Origin of the sequence: Pseudomonas sp. PA-7-1E, assembly GCF_021605325.1 — a bacterium.
Classification (GTDB): Bacteria; Pseudomonadota; Gammaproteobacteria; order Pseudomonadales; family Pseudomonadaceae; genus Aquipseudomonas; species Aquipseudomonas fluorescens_BV.
Genome location: NZ_WKFA01000024.1, coordinates 44,712 through 60,291, shown reverse-complemented (window position 1 = coordinate 60,291; position 15,580 = coordinate 44,712). Strand labels below are relative to the sequence as shown.

Annotated in this window: 20 protein-coding genes; 12 read left to right on the top strand and 8 right to left on the bottom strand. The window is 58.6% G+C overall.

The features are described 5' to 3' along the window. The first annotated feature begins 60 nt into the window (after positions 1-60). Positions 61-426 carry a histone-like nucleoid-structuring protein, MvaT/MvaU family gene (locus GIW79_RS17065; protein WP_236453530.1) on the top strand — a complete coding sequence of 122 codons (366 nt, stop codon included), beginning with the start codon at positions 61-63 and terminating at the stop codon, positions 424-426. A 111-nt stretch (positions 427-537) separates the two neighbouring features. On the opposite strand, the gene GIW79_RS17060 is transcribed toward GIW79_RS17065, so the two are convergent. Beyond that, positions 538-1,074, bottom strand: a complete 537-nt coding sequence (locus GIW79_RS17060; protein WP_054919069.1) for a DUF4946 domain-containing protein — start codon at positions 1,072-1,074, stop codon at positions 538-540. Between the two features lie 178 nt (positions 1,075-1,252). Here GIW79_RS17060 and gloA point away from each other — a divergent pair, with 178 nt between their 5' ends. After that, positions 1,253-1,774, top strand: coding sequence for a lactoylglutathione lyase (gene gloA, locus GIW79_RS17055; RefSeq protein ID WP_236453528.1), 522 nt, complete (start codon positions 1,253-1,255; stop codon positions 1,772-1,774). Positions 1,775-1,906: 132 nt separating this feature from the next. On the opposite strand, the gene ahpF is transcribed toward gloA, so the two are convergent. From ahpF to GIW79_RS17040, 3 genes are all read right to left on the bottom strand, one after another. Then, the gene (gene ahpF, locus GIW79_RS17050; RefSeq protein WP_236453525.1) at positions 1,907-3,472 is read right to left on the bottom strand and encodes an alkyl hydroperoxide reductase subunit F; all 1,566 of its coding nucleotides are present in this window, start codon (positions 3,470-3,472) and stop codon (positions 1,907-1,909) included. A gap of 130 nt (positions 3,473-3,602) precedes the next feature. Further along, complete coding sequence (gene ahpC / locus GIW79_RS17045; protein WP_003191303.1) at positions 3,603-4,166, bottom strand: alkyl hydroperoxide reductase subunit C; 564 nt, start codon at positions 4,164-4,166, stop codon at positions 3,603-3,605. A 133-nt stretch (positions 4,167-4,299) separates the two neighbouring features. Beyond that, positions 4,300-5,232, bottom strand: a complete 933-nt coding sequence (locus tag GIW79_RS17040) for a site-specific integrase (protein ID WP_072446581.1) — start codon at positions 5,230-5,232, stop codon at positions 4,300-4,302. Positions 5,233-5,401: 169 nt separating this feature from the next. Here GIW79_RS17040 and GIW79_RS17035 point away from each other — a divergent pair, with 169 nt between their 5' ends. Then, positions 5,402-6,409 (top strand): DNA-binding protein, encoded by a 1,008-nt coding sequence (locus tag GIW79_RS17035; RefSeq protein ID WP_054898429.1) that lies wholly within the window; start codon positions 5,402-5,404, stop codon positions 6,407-6,409. Here the strand turns inward: GIW79_RS17035 and gorA are convergent, their stop codons facing one another. Together gorA and galU are read right to left on the bottom strand one after the other, a co-directional pair. Next, positions 6,410-7,768 carry a glutathione-disulfide reductase gene (gene gorA, locus GIW79_RS17030; protein WP_054898428.1) on the bottom strand — a complete coding sequence of 453 codons (1,359 nt, stop codon included), beginning with the start codon at positions 7,766-7,768 and terminating at the stop codon, positions 6,410-6,412. It lies immediately after the preceding gene. Between the two features lie 105 nt (positions 7,769-7,873). Further along, entirely contained in the window at positions 7,874-8,713 is an 840-nt protein-coding gene (gene galU, locus GIW79_RS17025) for a UTP--glucose-1-phosphate uridylyltransferase GalU (RefSeq protein ID WP_003173830.1), read from the bottom strand. 311 nt (positions 8,714-9,024) lie between these two features. Here galU and GIW79_RS17020 point away from each other — a divergent pair, with 311 nt between their 5' ends. Together GIW79_RS17020 and GIW79_RS17015 are read left to right on the top strand one after the other, a co-directional pair. Continuing rightward, positions 9,025-9,210, top strand: a complete 186-nt coding sequence (locus tag GIW79_RS17020) for a hypothetical protein (RefSeq protein WP_034127495.1) — start codon at positions 9,025-9,027, stop codon at positions 9,208-9,210. 141 nt (positions 9,211-9,351) lie between these two features. Beyond that, a complete protein-coding gene (locus GIW79_RS17015; protein ID WP_003191312.1) occupies positions 9,352-9,633 on the top strand; it encodes a hypothetical protein in 282 nt (93 codons plus the stop codon). Positions 9,634-9,638: 5 nt separating this feature from the next. Here the strand turns inward: GIW79_RS17015 and GIW79_RS17010 are convergent, their stop codons facing one another. Continuing rightward, positions 9,639-9,869, bottom strand: coding sequence for a hypothetical protein (locus GIW79_RS17010; RefSeq protein WP_034127497.1), 231 nt, complete (start codon positions 9,867-9,869; stop codon positions 9,639-9,641). Positions 9,870-10,015: 146 nt separating this feature from the next. Beyond that, positions 10,016-10,366 (bottom strand): hypothetical protein, encoded by a 351-nt coding sequence (locus GIW79_RS17005; protein WP_003191317.1) that lies wholly within the window; start codon positions 10,364-10,366, stop codon positions 10,016-10,018. A 212-nt stretch (positions 10,367-10,578) separates the two neighbouring features. Between GIW79_RS17005 and GIW79_RS17000 the strand changes: the two genes are divergently transcribed. The 7 genes from GIW79_RS17000 (at position 10,579) to modB (ending at position 15,575) form a co-directional block, all read left to right on the top strand. After that, positions 10,579-10,881 carry a DUF1883 domain-containing protein gene (locus GIW79_RS17000; protein WP_003191319.1) on the top strand — a complete coding sequence of 101 codons (303 nt, stop codon included), beginning with the start codon at positions 10,579-10,581 and terminating at the stop codon, positions 10,879-10,881. A gap of 26 nt (positions 10,882-10,907) precedes the next feature. Beyond that, entirely contained in the window at positions 10,908-11,075 is a 168-nt protein-coding gene (locus tag GIW79_RS16995) for a hypothetical protein (protein ID WP_089041756.1), read from the top strand. A gap of 3 nt (positions 11,076-11,078) precedes the next feature. Further along, positions 11,079-11,744, top strand: coding sequence for a DNA oxidative demethylase AlkB (gene alkB, locus GIW79_RS16990; protein WP_236453522.1), 666 nt, complete (start codon positions 11,079-11,081; stop codon positions 11,742-11,744). Positions 11,745-11,819: 75 nt separating this feature from the next. After that, positions 11,820-12,893 (top strand): bifunctional DNA-binding transcriptional regulator/O6-methylguanine-DNA methyltransferase Ada, encoded by a 1,074-nt coding sequence (gene ada, locus GIW79_RS16985; protein WP_186527351.1) that lies wholly within the window; start codon positions 11,820-11,822, stop codon positions 12,891-12,893. Positions 12,894-12,964: 71 nt separating this feature from the next. Beyond that, positions 12,965-14,029, top strand: a complete 1,065-nt coding sequence (locus GIW79_RS16980; protein WP_181124294.1) for an NAD(P)H-dependent flavin oxidoreductase — start codon at positions 12,965-12,967, stop codon at positions 14,027-14,029. A 112-nt stretch (positions 14,030-14,141) separates the two neighbouring features. Further along, the gene (gene modA / locus GIW79_RS16975) at positions 14,142-14,894 is read left to right on the top strand and encodes a molybdate ABC transporter substrate-binding protein (protein WP_181124292.1); all 753 of its coding nucleotides are present in this window, start codon (positions 14,142-14,144) and stop codon (positions 14,892-14,894) included. Further along, complete coding sequence (gene modB, locus GIW79_RS16970) at positions 14,895-15,575, top strand: molybdate ABC transporter permease subunit (RefSeq protein WP_236453519.1); 681 nt, start codon at positions 14,895-14,897, stop codon at positions 15,573-15,575. It begins immediately after the preceding gene. The last annotated feature ends 5 nt before the right edge of the window (positions 15,576-15,580 follow it).

Genomic DNA, 15,580 nt, shown 5'->3' with positions numbered 1-15,580 from the left:
TCTTGGCTTATAGCTTTGTCTGCAGTTGATATCAGCAACTACATTATTGGAGTATATATTTTGTCCAGACTCGCCGAATTTCGCGCAGCAGAAAAAGCCCTTCAAGAGCAGCTTGCCCAGCTGGAATCCTTGAAGAACGACGCTGGCCTGAAGAAAGAAATCGAATTCGAAGAAAAGCTCAAGACGCTGATGGGCAAATACGACAAAAGCCTGCGCGATGTGATCGCCATCCTCGATCCAGCGCCACGCAAAGGCGGCGCACCGGCCGCCGCGGCGCCAAAACAGCGCCGCGCACGGGTGGTCAAGGTTTACCACAACCCGCACACCGGCGAGCTGATCGAGACCAAAGGTGGCAACCACCGCGGCCTCAAAGCCTGGAAAGAGCAGTACGGCGCCGCCAGTGTAGACTCCTGGCTTCGTGGCTGAAACATGTACTAAAAAATAGCCCCGCATACGCGGGGCTTTTTTTGCTCTAACGGTTCGGAATCGAACTTAACTCAGGGTTCGTATTGTTCAAATTCGCTCAGCTTGAACCTGTCAAAGTTTCAGACTGTTGCGCACCAGACTGACTTCCTCCTTGCTCGCCTCGTACGCTTGCGCCTGGCCTGCGTATGAAAAAACATAGGCTTTGTCGACATCCAGCGCACCGACTAATGTTTGCGACAATACGTGTCGACCGTTCTCGGTAATCACACAGGTAGTTTCCAGCGCATCAAGACGACTCAATGTCGTGGGGTGCATTTTGCTGCACACGCTTTGATAACCACCACGGGCAAAGTCTTTCTGGATCGACTTGCGCATCTCCAGCAACACGCCGGGAAGATTAACTTTATGGCCGGCCTCAATCGGCGTTCCGGTCAACTCCATCACCATCAACGTGGCGCCATTTTCATCATTCTTGATCGCTCGCTGCCGGGACACTGCTTGGGGTTTGGCAAGGAGCTCGCCGTCAGGCACTACTTCCTCGACCTGCCAACCGCTGGGCCAATGGACTTCCGGCTCGGCGGCCAGCACAAACGGGCTGCCCAACAACACGCACACAGCACTCAACAGTGGCCTACGAAACTCGATCATTGCAAAAACACCCAAGGTTCCAGCGGCAAAGTGTGCGGCCCGGCACGCGCTGACTGCAAGGGTTGGGCGCGCTTTTTCATTTGGCGCACCCGGTGCGGCTTGCGTATCATGGCCCGCCTGCATGGACGCAGGCCGCAAGCCAATGGACCGCTCATCTCACATTTTTTCTGGAGGGCCCATGAGCCTGCACGAATTGAACACCTTCCCGGGCGTCACTGCCCAACCCGACAGCGCCACGGCGAACTTTGTGTTCAACCACACCATGTTGCGGGTCAAGGACATCACCAAGTCGCTGGACTTCTACACGCGCATCCTGGGTTTCTCCCTGGTCGAGAAACGTGACTTCCCGGAAGCCGAATTCAGCCTGTACTTCCTGGCCCTGGTGGACAAGGCCCAGATCCCGGCCGACGCGGCCGAGCGCACTCAGTGGATGAAGTCGATTCCGGGCATTCTCGAACTGACCCACAACCACGGCACCGAAAACGATGCCGACTTTGCCTACCACAACGGCAACACCGACCCGCGTGGTTTTGGTCATATCTGCATCTCGGTGCCGGACATTGTCGCGGCGTGCGAACGTTTCGAAGCCTTGGGTTGCGACTTCCAGAAACGCCTGACGGATGGCCGTATGAAGACCCTCGCGTTCATCAAAGACCCGGATGCTTATTGGGTGGAGATCATCCAGCCGGCGCCGATGTAATAAGCACTGCGTGACGGGGAGCGTCACCGGATGCATTCCCATGCGGAGCGTGGGAACGAGAATCCCGCGCCGGGCGTGGGAACGAGAAAAACCCCATGATCGCTCATGGGGTTTTTTATTTGCAGCCCAGGATTACGCCGGAGCAGAGGCGCGGATCAATTGATCGAACGCGCTCAACGAAGCCTTGGCGCCCTCGCCTACTGCTATCACGATCTGCTTGTACGGCACAGTCGTTACGTCTCCGGCGGCGAACACGCCAGGCAGTGAAGTCTCGCCACGGGCATCGACAATGATCTCGCCACGCGGCGACAGCTCTACGCTGCCTTTGAGCCAGTCGGTGTTGGGCAGCAAGCCAATCTGCACAAAGATGCCTTCCAGGTCGATGGTCTTGAACTCACCAGTGTCGCGGTCCTTGTAGGCAAGGCCGGTGACTTTCTGGCCATCGCCTTTGACTTCACTGGTCAGCGCGCTGGTGATCACATCCACGTTCGGCAGGCTGTAGAGCTTGCGTTGCAACACGGCATCGGCGCGCAGCTTGCTGTCGAATTCAAGCAAGGTGACATGGCTGACGATACCGGCAAGGTCAATGGCCGCTTCTACGCCGGAGTTACCGCCGCCGATCACCGCCACACGCTTGCCCTTGAACAGCGGGCCATCGCAATGCGGGCAGAAGCATACGCCCTTGGCCTTGTATTCCTGCTCACCGGGCACACCCATCTCTCTCCAGCGCGCGCCTGTGGCCAGGATCACGGTCTTGGACTTGAGGGTCGCACCGCTTTCGAAGCGAATTTCGTGCAGCTCACCGGCATTTTTTGCCGGAATCAAGCTACTGGCGCGTTGCAGGTTCATGATGTCCACGTCGTACTGACGCACATGGGCTTCCAGTGCGCTGGCCAGTTTCGGCCCTTCGGTTTCCTGTACCGAGATAAAGTTCTCGATGGACATGGTGTCCAGCACCTGGCCACCAAAGCGTTCAGCCGCCACACCGGTACGAATACCTTTACGTGCCGCATAGATGGCAGCCGAAGACCCGGCCGGGCCACCGCCAACTACCAGGACGTCGAAGGCATCCTTGGCGCTGATTTTCTCCGCGGCTTTCTCGATACCGCTGGTGTCGAGCTTGGCGAGGATTTCTTCAAGGCCCATACGGCCTTGGCCAAAGTTGACCCCGTTCAAGTAGACACTCGGGACCGCCATGATCTGGCGCTCATCGACTTCAGCCTGGAACAGCGCGCCATCAATCGCAACGTGGCGGATGTTCGGGTTCAGCACGGCCATCAGGTTCAGCGCCTGAACCACGTCCGGGCAGTTCTGGCACGACAGCGAGAAGTAAGTCTCGAAGCTGAACTCGCCTTTGAGGGCGCGGATCTGTTCAATCACTTCGACACTGGCCTTCGACGGGTGGCCACCGACTTGCAGCAGGGCCAGCACCAGCGAAGTGAATTCATGGCCCATGGGGATACCGGCGAAACGCAGGCTGATCTCGGCACCCGGGCGGTTGATGGAAAACGATGGCTTGCGCGCATCATTGCCATCGGTGTTCAGAGTAATCAGCGTGGATAGGCTGGTTACGTCCTGCAAAAGAGCAAGCATTTCCTGGGATTTCGCACCGTCGTCGAGGGAGGCGACGATCTCGATCGGCTGGGTGACCCGTTCCAGGTATGACTTCAACTGAGCTTTAAGATTGGCGTCCAACATACGGGCGATTTCCTGTTCATTCGGTTTATTGCAGACAAAAAAACGCCCGAGCGAATCTCGCCCGGGCGTTTTGAGGGCGGATGCAGCTTACTTAAGTGCGGATACCCGCCCTTGATACGCGTTCACAGACTTAGATCTTGCCGACCAGATCCAGAGACGGCGCCAGAGTGGCCTCGCCTTCTTTCCACTTGGCTGGGCACACTTCACCCGGGTGGGCGGCAACGTACTGAGCAGCCTTGATCTTGCGCAGCAGCTCGGAAGCGTCACGGCCTACACCACCATCGTTCAGTTCAACGATCTTGATCTGACCTTCTGGGTTGATCACAAAGGTGCCGCGGTCTGCCAGGCCAGCTTCTTCGATCAGTACGTCGAAGTTGCGGGAGATGGTCAGGGTTGGGTCGCCGATCATGGTGTACTGGATTTTGCCGATGGCTGGCGAAGTGTTGTGCCAGGCAGCGTGGGCGAAGTGGGTGTCGGTGGAAACGCTGTAGATTTCGACGCCCAGCTTCTGGAATTCGGCGTAGTTGTCAGCCAGGTCTTCCAGTTCGGTCGGGCAGACGAAGGTGAAATCGGCTGGGTAGAAGAAGACAACCGACCACTTGCCTTTCAGGTCAGCGTCGGTCACATCGACGAAGCTGCCGTTTTTGAAAGCGGTGGCTTTAAACGGTTTTACTTGGCTGTTGATGATAGGCATCGTTGACTCTCCGTCAGGGGTTAAGAAGTTGATGAGGTGAATCCTACCGGCTCTCTCGGTCGATGGCTCATTGGCAAACCTGATGCTGACGATTGGGTTTCTCTATCAGGTGACGCTATTAATAGAAAAAATCTCAAATCAGCGGTTGTGTTGCCAGGGTCATGCCTAGAAACGGCGTCGCTTCAACATAGCGCATCGCAGATTTCATGTCGTTCCAGCCGACGTAACTCATCAGCGACTTCAAATCCCAACCACTTCGATGCGCCCAAGTGGCGAAACCCCGACGCAGGGAGTGGCTGGTGTATTGATCGGCGGGGATGCCTGCGCGCTCAAGGGCCTGGCGCAATAACGGGATCACACTGTTGGGGTGCAAGCCCTCCTCACCCAGGTTGCCCCAGCGATCAATCCCACGGAATACCGGGCCGCGCACCAACGCCGAGGCGCTGAGCCACTCGCTATAAGCCTGCACCGGGCACAGCCGCAGCAACGCTGGGGTCTGGTACGTTTTGCCGAGGTTGTCACGGTCACTTTTGCTGCGTGGCAAGTACAGGCTGATGCCTGCGCCTGGCACGGCTTGCACGTGCTCAATGCTTAATCGGCACAGCTCATCACTGCGAAAGCCGCGCCAGAAGCCCAGCAGAATCAGCGCAGCGTCGCGCTTGGCCCGCAGCAAGCGCGGCTGGTCGTGACGCTCGCTGGCCTGTTTGGCTTCAATGTCCAAAGCAGCGATTACTTGCTCCAACTGCGTGAGCTGCAAAGGCTCGGCCTGCCGCTCCCGCGCCGGGTGCACGGCGCGGATGCCCTTGAGCACCTTGCGTACCACCGGCGCCTTCGTCGGGTCGGCAAACCCTTGGCTGGTATGCCATTGCGCCAAGGCCGAGAGCCGCAATTTCAAGGTGTTGACTGCCAATACCCCGGCATGCGCCACGAGGTAGCGCGCCACACTCTCGCTGGTGGCCGGCAGGAACCCTCCCCAACTGACTTCGAAATGCTCGATCGCCGCGCGGTAGCTGCGGCGCGTGTTGTCGCGAGTGGCGGCGTTGAGATATCGGTCGAGGTCGCTCATAGGCGTGTTTTCGTACTGCTGAAGGGTGGATGGCTGATGAAAATGTTTATGACACGGGATAATACGCCAATATCCCATCTGTTAAATCATGAATTTCAACCAGTTTTCAATCATGATATAGTATGTATATACATACCACGTACCACAGTACTAAATCGACGGAGACCCCATGGCTCGCGGCGGCATAAACAAAGCAGTAGTGCAAACGGCACGCCTGGCGATCCTCGCCCGTGGCGAAAACCCCAGCATCGATGCGGTGCGTATCGAAATGGGCAATACCGGCTCGAAAACCACCATTCATCGCTATTTGAAAGAGCTGGACGAAAGCGAGACGCGCCAGACCATCACCCAAGCACCGATTGATGATGAGCTGGGCGAGCTAGTCGCCCGCCTGTCCCAACGCCTGAAAGAGAAGGCCCAAGAGCCGATCGACCTGGCCCTGGCGCAATTCGAGCAACAAAAAGCCGCCCTGCTCGCCCAGGTAGAAACCCTGGAAGAAGCGCACACCCAGCTCAAACAGCAATTTGATATCCAGGCCGCTGCCCTCGCTGAAGAAAGCGCGGCGCTGCAAACCGCCAGCACCAGCCTGCAGACCGAGCAAACCCGTAACGCCGGGTTGAGCCAGGCGTGCAGCGACTACGAGCTGAGGCTCAACGACAAAGACGAGCAGATTCGCTCACTGGAAGAAAAACACCTGCACGCCCGCGATGCGCTTGAGCATTACCGCACTGCCATCAAGGAGCAGCGCGAGCAGGAACAGCGTCGCCATGAGGGCCAGTTGCAACAGGTACAGGCCGAATTGCGTCAGGCGCAGCAAAGCGCACTGGTGCGCCAGGACGAAATCACCCAACTGCATCGCGACAACGAGCGCCTGCTGAGTGAGCAGCGAGTGACAACCAAGGAATTGAAAGCGCTGCAGGAGCAAGCTCGCCAGGACCAGGCGCTACAGCTGAAACTCAAGGAGCAGCTCAGCCAGATCGACAGCGAGCGCACCCTGCTCCAGGAACGCCTGCGGGTTGCCGTGCTGGACAGCCAATCGCGCCAAGCATCACTGCTGGAGTATCAGCAGCACAACAAGGCGCTTGAGCTGGACCTGGTCAAGGCCCAGGCAAGCATCGAAGCCCTGCGCTTGGCGACCGTCGTTGCAACGGCGCCAGAGGCAGCAGAGCCAACCTGATCAGTCCGCTACAGGCGTGCGCATGGTGACGAATTCTTCCGCCGCCGTAGGATGCACGCCGATAGTTTCATCGAAATGCTGCTTGGTCGCGCCCGCCTTGAGCGCGATCGCCAGCCCTTGCACGATCTCACCCGCATCCGGACCGACCATGTGGCAACCCAGTACTTTGTCGGTGTCGGCGTCGACCACCAGCTTCATCAAGGTCTTTTCCTGGCAATCGGTCAGGGTCAGCTTCATCGGCCGGAACCGGCTTTCAAAGATCTGCACGTTGTGGCCATTTTTGCGTGCATCCTCTTCTGTCAGGCCGACTGTGCCGATATTCGGCAGGCTGAATACCGCCGTCGCGATATTGGCGTAATCCACCGGGCGGTATTGCTCGGGCTTGAACAACCGCCGCGCCACGGCCATGCCTTCAGCCAGGGCCACCGGCGTCAGTTGCACACGACCAATCACATCGCCAATCGCCAGGATCGACGGCTCGGCGGTCTGATAGAGATCATCCACCGCGACGAAACCGCGTTCGTCCAGTTTGACCCCGGTATTTTCCAGGCCCAGGTTATCCAGCATTGGACGGCGGCCAGTGGCGTAGAACACGCAATCGGCTTCCAGCACGCGGCCATCCTTCAAAGTGGCCTTGAGGCTGCCGTCGGCCTGTTTGTCGATGCGCTCGATGTCTGCATTGAACTGCAAGTCCAGGCCGCGCTTGGTCAGCTCTTCTTGCAGGTGTTTGCGCACCGAACCGTCAAAGCCGCGCAAGAACAAGTCACCGCGATACAGCAATGAGGTTTGCGCGCCCAAGCCGTGGAAGATGCCCGCGAACTCAACGGCGATATAACCACCACCCACTACCAGCACGCGCTTGGGCAGCTCTTTAAGGAAGAACGCCTCGTTCGAGCCAATGGCGTGCTCGCGCCCTGGAATCTCAGGGATCTGCGGCCAGCCGCCGGTGGCGATCAGGATGTGCCTGGCAGTGAAACGCTCACCGTTGATCTCCACCTGATGGGCATCGACCAGGCGTGCATGTCCTTCATGCAGGGTCACGCCGCTGTTTACCAACAGGTTGCGATAGATACCGTTGAGGCGGTTGATCTCACGATCCTTGTTGGCGATCAGGGTCGCCCAATCAAAGTTCGCCTCGCCCAGGGACCAGCCAAAGCCGCTGGCCTGTTCAAAATCTTCGGCAAAATGCGCGCCGTACACCAACAGCTTCTTTGGCACGCAGCCGACGTTCACACAGGTGCCGCCCAGGTAGCGGCTCTCGGCCACAGCCACCTTGGCGCCAAAGCCCGCGGCAAAGCGCGCCGCGCGAACACCGCCGGAACCGGCGCCAATTACATACAGGTCAAAATCGTAGGCCATTTCACTCTCCTCGGCAGTACACCAGCATACCGACTTACATGGGGCTGAAAAACGAAAAAGCCACCCGAAGGTGGCTTTCTCTTAAAACAGTGCGGCAAGCGTGAATCAGTAAGCCTTGCCGGTCTTGTAGAAGTGCTCGTAGCAGAAGTTGGTTGCTTCGATGTAGCCTTCGGCGCCACCGCAGTCAAAACGCTGCCCTTTGAACTTGTAGGCGATCACGCAACCGTCTTTGGCTTGCTTCAACAGCGCATCGGTGATCTGGATTTCGCCGCCCTTGCCTGGCTCGGTTTCTTCGATCAGCTTGAAGATGTCCGGGGTAAGGATGTAACGACCGATGATCGCCAGGTTCGACGGAGCATCTTCCGGCGCCGGCTTTTCGACCATGTCACGCACGCGGATCAAACCATCGCCAATATCGTCGCCGGCGATAACGCCGTACTTGTTGGTTTCGGTCGGGTTGACTTCCATGACCGCAACGATGGTGCAGCGGTATTTTTGGTAGAGCTTGACCATCTGGGTCAGCACACCATCACCTTCCAGGTTCACACACAGGTCATCCGCCAGCACCACGGCGAACGGTTCGTCACCGATCAGCGGGCGGCCGGTAAGGATGGCGTGGCCGAGGCCTTTCATTTGAGTCTGACGGGTGTAGGAGAACGAACACTCATCGAGCAGTTTACGGATACCGACCAGGTATTTTTCCTTGTCGGTGCCTTTGATCTGGTTTTCCAGCTCATAGCTGATGTCGAAGTGGTCTTCCAGGGCGCGCTTACCGCGACCGGTAACGATGGAGATTTCGTTCAGGCCGGCATCCAGGGCTTCTTCCACGCCGTACTGAATCAGTGGCTTGTTCACCACCGGCAGCATCTCTTTGGGCATGGCTTTGGTCGCTGGCAAGAAGCGAGTGCCGTAACCGGCTGCTGGGAACAAGCATTTCTTGATCATATGAGTCCTTACAAAGGGCTGTGCGTACGGAATTCGGCGCAGTCTAATCAGGCCGCAGTCACCTTACAATGGGGTTCTGCTGGCGTTGCGATGTCATCATAGAGAAAAAATGTCGGCGTAAGTTCCGCTGATCCTGCAATGGGTGTCACCAACGGTTGGTCAGAACTCGCGTCGACCCCTTGTTTGAAAGGGCTGCAATGGTTTTAGCACGCTTTTGCGCCCCTGACACTGACCCGCAACAACTTGCGCCCTGCCCCGGCATTTGGCGCTATCATGGGCGCCTTGAACCAAGACCACGAGATTGCCAACAGATGTCAGAACCAAAAGGTGTAAACGGCTACCTGATCACTAAGCGAGCAGACGGCTGGCACTTGATCAATTTTCACGGTGACAGCGTTGCCGGCGTATTCGAGTCCGAAAGCATGGCGATCGCCGTCGCCGAAGTGTTTGTGGATGAGGCAGGCCATGCATCGAGCAAGCGGCCGAAAACCAAGTAAGCCTCTTTGCACTGCTTTGAAAGCCCCGTTAAACGGGGCTTTTTTGTTTGTCTGTACCTAGATGGCAGTTCGCTATAATCTTCAACAACGCCACGACAGTGTCAGCGCGCCCTTCCAATACCCTCGATGACGACCCCCTCTATGAAAAAAATCCTGGCACTGACCGCGGTACTGGCACTCGCCGGCTGCACCACCGCCTCCGACACCCTGCTGAAAAATGGCGAGCAAGGCCTGACCATCGACTGCTCGGGCGAGGCCAATTCATGGGCCAGTTGCTACGAGAAGGCGGACGCCTCCTGCGCGGGCACCGGCTACCGCATCGTCGGCACCAATGGCACGCCGGCACTCAAGGAAAGCGACAAGACCCTGGGCCAGGACGTGGGCAACTTCAAAGGCCGCAGCGTGGTGGTGGTCTGCAAGTAACGTTGCTACAGGTGCACTTCAGCGAACTTGATCCCCAGGCCCCGCAGGATTTCGATCAGGTCATCCAGGCGAGCAAATGATTCGACCTCATCCTGTTCGTCCACCAGGAAGTAGCTGCGCCCGCCGCTCTTCTTGAAAAATACGATCCACTCGCCCAGATCGGCGGGGTTCTGGATGACATGGGTGGCCGAGATCTGCCCTTCGGCATGGCGGGCTTTGACGTGTTCTCGTTTCATAACCGGCTTTCCAGAAAAACAAATGCCGCTCAAACCCCGGGTTTGAGCGGCATCTTTATAGTGAATGCCCGACAGTTTAACGGATGCATACCGTCCCTGCAGGGTAAGGGCTTTTTTTTATCGGGTGTGAGGGATGAGTCTGGAGCTCAACCGGAAATGCATTCTTCCCCCGCCTTCTTCACGTCGCCCGGGCGGATCGGCACATTGGACATGCTTTCATAAAGCTTGATGCTGCTACCGCTGGAGCGGTCTTCGATTTCAAAGATCGCCGACGGGTCTGCCGAGAACTTCTGCGGCACGATCACCTGAATGCCGTCTTTATGGGGTTCGATTTGCGGCGGCCGACGGGTCGCCTCCAATTTGCGTACCACACACGCCGCATATTCCTGCGGTTTCTTCCCTGAGATGACCACCAATGTTGGCGGGGTCTGCTTGATATCTGCAACCGAAGCACACCCACCTATTGCCAAGGCCAGCACCAACACACTCCACTTCATACAAAAACCTCCGATAAAGACCCTACGACAGCGGGGATGGTAATTTTCTCCCACCAACGTAGGATTTATCTGTGATAACTCGGTAAATAACTGTTTTAAATTGTCGAAGTCGTCGACGACGGCCCGATAATAAACGCGCTGGGGCTGATAAACTCCATCTTAACCTACGTATCGTTCTGATTTTTCAGAAAAAGCCCTTCTGGAGACACCCCATGAAATTCATCCACCAGCGTGAGCACCTCAACGAGGGAGACATTGTCGTCATCGAGTGCTCGCAGACCTGCAATATTCGCCTGATGAGCGATGCGAACTTTCGCAGCTTCAAAAATGGCGGCCGCCATACCTACCACGGCGGCGCATTTGATAAATTCCCGGCCAAGATCACCGCGCCCAGCACCGGGTTCTGGAACATCACCCTGGATGTGGTGACCCGTCGCGCCATCAGCGTGACCCGTAAACCTGCGTTGTCCCACAAGATCCGTATCGTTCGTCGTACCAGCAGCAAGCTGAGCTGACCCGAACACCTGACAGGAAAAAAGCTGTGACCACCACAACCAAATACGTCATCAAGTACAAGCTCAACGGCGAACGCCGCTTTGAATTTGCCCAGTTGCAAAACAACAGCATCGAAGAAGCCAAGCAAGCCTTGGCAAAAATTCATGATCCCAGCGACGAAATCACCGACATCAACGTGAGCAAGGCGCTGTAAGCCATGCCTGGCCCTACCGCCGATTTGTTTGCCGACGAGGCCCTGCAACAGCCTGCCGGGCGCGAGCAAATTGGCGAAGAGTCCTATGTACTAAGGGGCTATGCCCTGCCCTGGATCGAGCGGTTATTGCCGGAGCTGCGGCGTGTACTGGCTCAATCACCGTTTCGGCAGATGGTCACTCCCGGCGGCTTTACCATGTCGGCGGCGCTGAGCAGTTGCGGCGAGCTGGGCTGGACCACCGACGCCCGTGGCTATCGCTACAGCCCACTCGACCCGCGCAGCCAGCAACCTTGGCCCGTCATGCCCGACACATTGCGCCAACTGGCGGTGGCTGCGGCTATCGAGGCCGGCTTTGGCGGTTTTCAACCCGATGCCTGCTTGATCAACCGTTACGTACCGGGGGCGAAGATGTCCCTGCATCAGGATAAGAACGAGCGCAGCTACAGCGCGCCCGTGGTGTCGGTGTCCCTGGGGCTGCCGGCGATTTTCCTGTTCGGTGGCCATGCGCGCAGCGACAAAACCCAAAAGGTCTCGCTGTTTCATGGTGATGTGGTGGTGTGGGGCGGCGTTGATCGCCTGCGCTTTCATGGCGTGATGCCGATCAAGGACGGCGTGCATCCGGTCATGGGCCCGCAGCGCATCAACCTGACCTTTCGCACCGCCGGCTAATTTGACCGCAAGCTTCGGAGTGTCGATTGCGAGCGGCAGGCTTAATCTGCTCCTGAACCGTCAAGAGTGCAGGCCATGAACAACGAACACGATCCGCGCTGGGCTGCCATTATTGCCCGTGATGCCAAGGCCGACGCCTTGTTTGTCTACGGCGTGAAAACCACCGGCGTGTATTGCCGCCCCAGCAGCGCTTCGCGTTTGCCGCGCCCGGAGAATGTCGAGTTTTTCGACACGCCGGCGCAGGCCGAAGCCGCCGGTTATCGTCCCAGTAAACGCGCTGCCGGCGACCAGACCCAGTTGGCCGCTCACCATGGGCAACTGGTGGCCGAGGCCTGCCGGCAAATCGAGCAGGCCGAAACTCCGCCTAGCCTGGATGTGCTGGCCCGATGCGCCGGGCTGAGTCCCTTTCACTTCCACCGCGTATTCAAAGCCAACACCGGGTTGACCCCCAAGGGTTACGCCAGCGCCCTGCGTTCGCGCAGAGTGCGCGACGGCCTCAAGGGCCAGCATTCGGTGACGGACACCCTGTATGACGCGGGCTTTAATTCCAATAGCCGCTTTTATGAAGCCGCCGACCAAGTGCTCGGCATGAGACCTGGAGACTACAAAGGCGGCGGCGCCAATAACACCATCCGCTTTGCCGTTGGCCAGTGCTCGCTGGGGGCGATTCTGGTGGCGCAAAGCCAACGTGGCGTGTGTGCGATTTTATTGGGTGATGATCCGGACAAACTGGTGCGCGACCTGCAAGACCAGTTTCCCAAGGCTGAGTTGATCGGCGCGGATCAGGGTTTCGAACAACTGGTGGCCCACGTCGTCGGCTTTGTCGAGGCCCCTGCCTTGGGCCTGGATTTGCCCTTGGACCTGCGCGGCACAGCCTTTCAGGAGCGGGTGTGGCAGGCGTTGCGCGAAATCCCTGCGGGCAGCACCGCCAGCTATGCGCAGATTGCCGAGCGTATCGGTGCCCCCTCCTCCTTTCGCGCCGTGGCCCAGGCTTGCGGTGCCAACCACCTGGCGGTGGCGATTCCCTGTCATCGCGTGGTGCGCAGCAATGGCGAGCTGTCGGGCTACCGCTGGGGCGTAGAGCGCAAGCGCCAGTTACTCGAGCGCGAAACCCAGCCCCACAAAACGCCGCTTCCGTCCAGTGAATAAAACAGACTGGCCGGGTGCTGATTGCCCTGCTAAAACAGCGAAAAGCCCTACTAACGCTGGAGAAGCACCCCATGAGCACCTGGCCATACACCCGCATTCTTGACCTGTTGGGCATTGAGGTGCCGATCATCCAGGCGCCGATGGCTGGCGCGACGACCACCGCCATGGTCATCGCCGCCCAGCAAGCCGGAGCCCTGGGCTCGATGCCTGCGGCGGCGCTGAGCCTGGAGCAACTGCGCGATGCCTTGGCTCTCATTCGCCAGGCCAGTCATGCGCCGCTGAACATCAACTTCTTCTGCCATCAACCGCCCGATGCCGATGACGCGCGGGACCAGGCTTGGAAGGCCTTGCTGCAACCTTACTACCATGAGCTGGGCGCCGACTTCGATGCGCCAACCCCGGTGTCCAACCGCGCGCCGTTCAATGACGCAGCCTGCCAGGTAGTGGAAGCGTTTCGGCCAGAAGTGGTGAGCTTTCATTTTGGCCTGCCAGAGAAGTCTTTGCTGGACCGGGTAAAAGCCACCGGTGCCAAGGTGCTGTCATCGGCCACCACTGTCGAGGAAGCCGTGTGGCTGGAACAGCACGGCTGCGACGCGATTATCGCCATGGGCATCGAAGCTGGTGGGCATCGTGGCCTGTTTCTCAGCGATGACCTCAACAGCCAGATCGGCTTGATGGCGCTGCTACCGCAGATTGTCGACGCGGTCAGCGTGCCGGTGATTGCTGCGGGCGGAATCGGCGATGCGCGCGGCATCGTCGCCGCCTTTGCGCTGGGCGCTTCGGCAGTGCAGGTCGGCACGGCATACCTGTTCACACCCGAAGCTACGGTAAGCGCCTCCCATCACCATGCGCTGCGCCATGCCCAAGCCAGCGAAACCGCGCTGACCAACCTGTTTACCGGCCGCCCGGCGCGGGGCATCGTCAACCGGGTGATGCGTGAGCTCGGCGCAATCAATCCAGCGGCGCCGGCGTTCCCCAAAGCTGGAGGCGCATTAATGCCGCTCAAGGCCAAGGATGAAGCCGGTTTCAGTAACCTGTGGGCAGGCCAGGCCCTGAGGCTCGGCAAAGACCTGTCCACCTATGACCTGACCCGCGAATTGGCCGAGCACGCGCTAGCCAGATTCACCCGCGACTGACCTGCGCAGCAACTTGGTGCTATACCGGCAATAGCCTACCGCTATATATTCCCATACATAGCGGTAAGCCTCTTTACCTACAACCTGCCGTACACCTTCAAGGAGTTGCTTCATGATGACCCGCGTTTCGCGCCTGGCCCCCCTGCTTGCCGCCTTTGCCTTGGGTACGGCCCATGCCGATGAAGTGCAGGTGGCCGTGGCCGCCAACTTCACCGCCCCGATCCAGGCGATTGCCGCCGACTTCGAGAAAGACACCGGCCATAAACTGGTCGCGGCTTACGGTGCCACCGGGCAGTTCTACACTCAGATCAAGAACGGCGCGCCATTTGAGGTGTTCCTCAGCGCCGATGACACCACCCCGCAAAAACTCGAAAGCGAAGGCGCTACCGTCAAGGGTTCACGCTTCACCTACGCGGTCGGCACCCTGGCGCTGTGGTCGGCCAAAGAAGGCTATGTGGATGCCAAGGGTGATGTGCTGAAGAAAAACCAATTCAAGCACTTGTCCATCGCCAACCCCAAAACAGCGCCCTACGGCCTGGCCGCCACCCAATTGCTGGCCAGGGAAAGCTTGAGCGACCAGGTCAAGGACAAGCTCGTCGAGGGCCAGAACATCACCCAGGCTTATCAGTTTGTGTCCACCGGTAACGCCGAGCTGGGTTTTGTGGCCTTGTCGCAGATCTACAAAGACGGCAAAGTCACCGGCGGTTCGGCGTGGATTGTTCCGGCCTCCCTGCATGACCCGATCAAACAGGACGCCGTAATCCTCAATAAGGGCAAGGACAGCGCCGCCGCCAAGGCTCTGGTGGACTACCTCAAAGGCCCGAAAGCGGCTGCCGTTATCAAATCCTACGGTTACGAGCTGTAAATGCCCCTGACGAGTGCTGATTTTTCTGCGATCTGGTTGACCCTCAAACTGGCCTCACTGACCACCCTGATCCTATTGATCATCGGCACACCGATCGCCCTGTGGCTGTCGCGCACCCGTTCCAAGTGGCGCGGCCCCATCGGCGCAGTGGTCGCACTGCCGTTGGTGTTGCCGCCAACGGTCATCGGCTTCTATTTACTGTTGGCCATGGGGCCCAACGGGTACGTCGGCCAGTTCACCCAGTGGCTGGGCCTGGGCGCCCTCACCTTCAGTTTCGCCGGGCTGGTGATTGGCTCGGTGATCTACTCCATGCCCTTCGTGGTGCAGCCGTTGCAGAATGCGTTTTCTAGCATCGGCACGCGCCCGCTGGAAGTGGCCGCGACCTTGCGCGCCAACCCGTGGGACACGTTTTTCACGGTGATCCTGCCGCTGGCACGCCCTGGGTTTATCACCGCCTCGATCCTGGGCTTTGCCCATACCGTCGGTGAGTTCGGCGTGGTGCTGATGATCGGCGGCAATATCCCGGACAAGACCCGTGTCGTCTCGGTGCAGATCTACGACCACGTCGAAGCCATGGAATATGCCCAGGCCCATTGGCTGGCCGGGGCCATGGTGGTGTTCGCCTTCCTCGTGTTGCTGGCGCTCTATTCCAGCCGTAAAACCAAGATGGGCTGGAGCTGATCGCG

Excerpts from the sequence above, each read along its gene's own strand:
- GIW79_RS17000 (WP_003191319.1), top strand. The coding sequence starts at position 10,579 with ATGAAATTCATCCACCAGCGTGAGCACCTCAACGAGGGAGACATTGTC.
- GIW79_RS17060 (WP_054919069.1), bottom strand. The coding sequence starts at position 1,074 with ATGATCGAGTTTCGTAGGCCACTGTTGAGTGCTGTGTGCGTGTTGTTG.
- alkB (WP_236453522.1), top strand. The coding sequence starts at position 11,079 with ATGCCTGGCCCTACCGCCGATTTGTTTGCCGACGAGGCCCTGCAACAG.
- gloA (WP_236453528.1), top strand. The coding sequence starts at position 1,253 with ATGAGCCTGCACGAATTGAACACCTTCCCGGGCGTCACTGCCCAACCC.
- ahpC (WP_003191303.1), bottom strand. The coding sequence starts at position 4,166 with ATGCCTATCATCAACAGCCAAGTAAAACCGTTTAAAGCCACCGCTTTC.
- GIW79_RS17020 (WP_034127495.1), top strand. The coding sequence starts at position 9,025 with ATGTCAGAACCAAAAGGTGTAAACGGCTACCTGATCACTAAGCGAGCA.
- GIW79_RS16980 (WP_181124294.1), top strand. The coding sequence starts at position 12,965 with ATGAGCACCTGGCCATACACCCGCATTCTTGACCTGTTGGGCATTGAG.
- gorA (WP_054898428.1), bottom strand. The coding sequence starts at position 7,768 with ATGGCCTACGATTTTGACCTGTATGTAATTGGCGCCGGTTCCGGCGGT.
- GIW79_RS17035 (WP_054898429.1), top strand. The coding sequence starts at position 5,402 with ATGGCTCGCGGCGGCATAAACAAAGCAGTAGTGCAAACGGCACGCCTG.
- ahpF (WP_236453525.1), bottom strand. The coding sequence starts at position 3,472 with ATGTTGGACGCCAATCTTAAAGCTCAGTTGAAGTCATACCTGGAACGG.
- modB (WP_236453519.1), top strand. The coding sequence starts at position 14,895 with ATGCCCCTGACGAGTGCTGATTTTTCTGCGATCTGGTTGACCCTCAAA.
- GIW79_RS17040 (WP_072446581.1), bottom strand. The coding sequence starts at position 5,232 with ATGAGCGACCTCGACCGATATCTCAACGCCGCCACTCGCGACAACACG.
- GIW79_RS17015 (WP_003191312.1), top strand. The coding sequence starts at position 9,352 with ATGAAAAAAATCCTGGCACTGACCGCGGTACTGGCACTCGCCGGCTGC.
- GIW79_RS17005 (WP_003191317.1), bottom strand. The coding sequence starts at position 10,366 with ATGAAGTGGAGTGTGTTGGTGCTGGCCTTGGCAATAGGTGGGTGTGCT.
- ada (WP_186527351.1), top strand. The coding sequence starts at position 11,820 with ATGAACAACGAACACGATCCGCGCTGGGCTGCCATTATTGCCCGTGAT.
- GIW79_RS17010 (WP_034127497.1), bottom strand. The coding sequence starts at position 9,869 with ATGAAACGAGAACACGTCAAAGCCCGCCATGCCGAAGGGCAGATCTCG.
- modA (WP_181124292.1), top strand. The coding sequence starts at position 14,142 with ATGATGACCCGCGTTTCGCGCCTGGCCCCCCTGCTTGCCGCCTTTGCC.
- galU (WP_003173830.1), bottom strand. The coding sequence starts at position 8,713 with ATGATCAAGAAATGCTTGTTCCCAGCAGCCGGTTACGGCACTCGCTTC.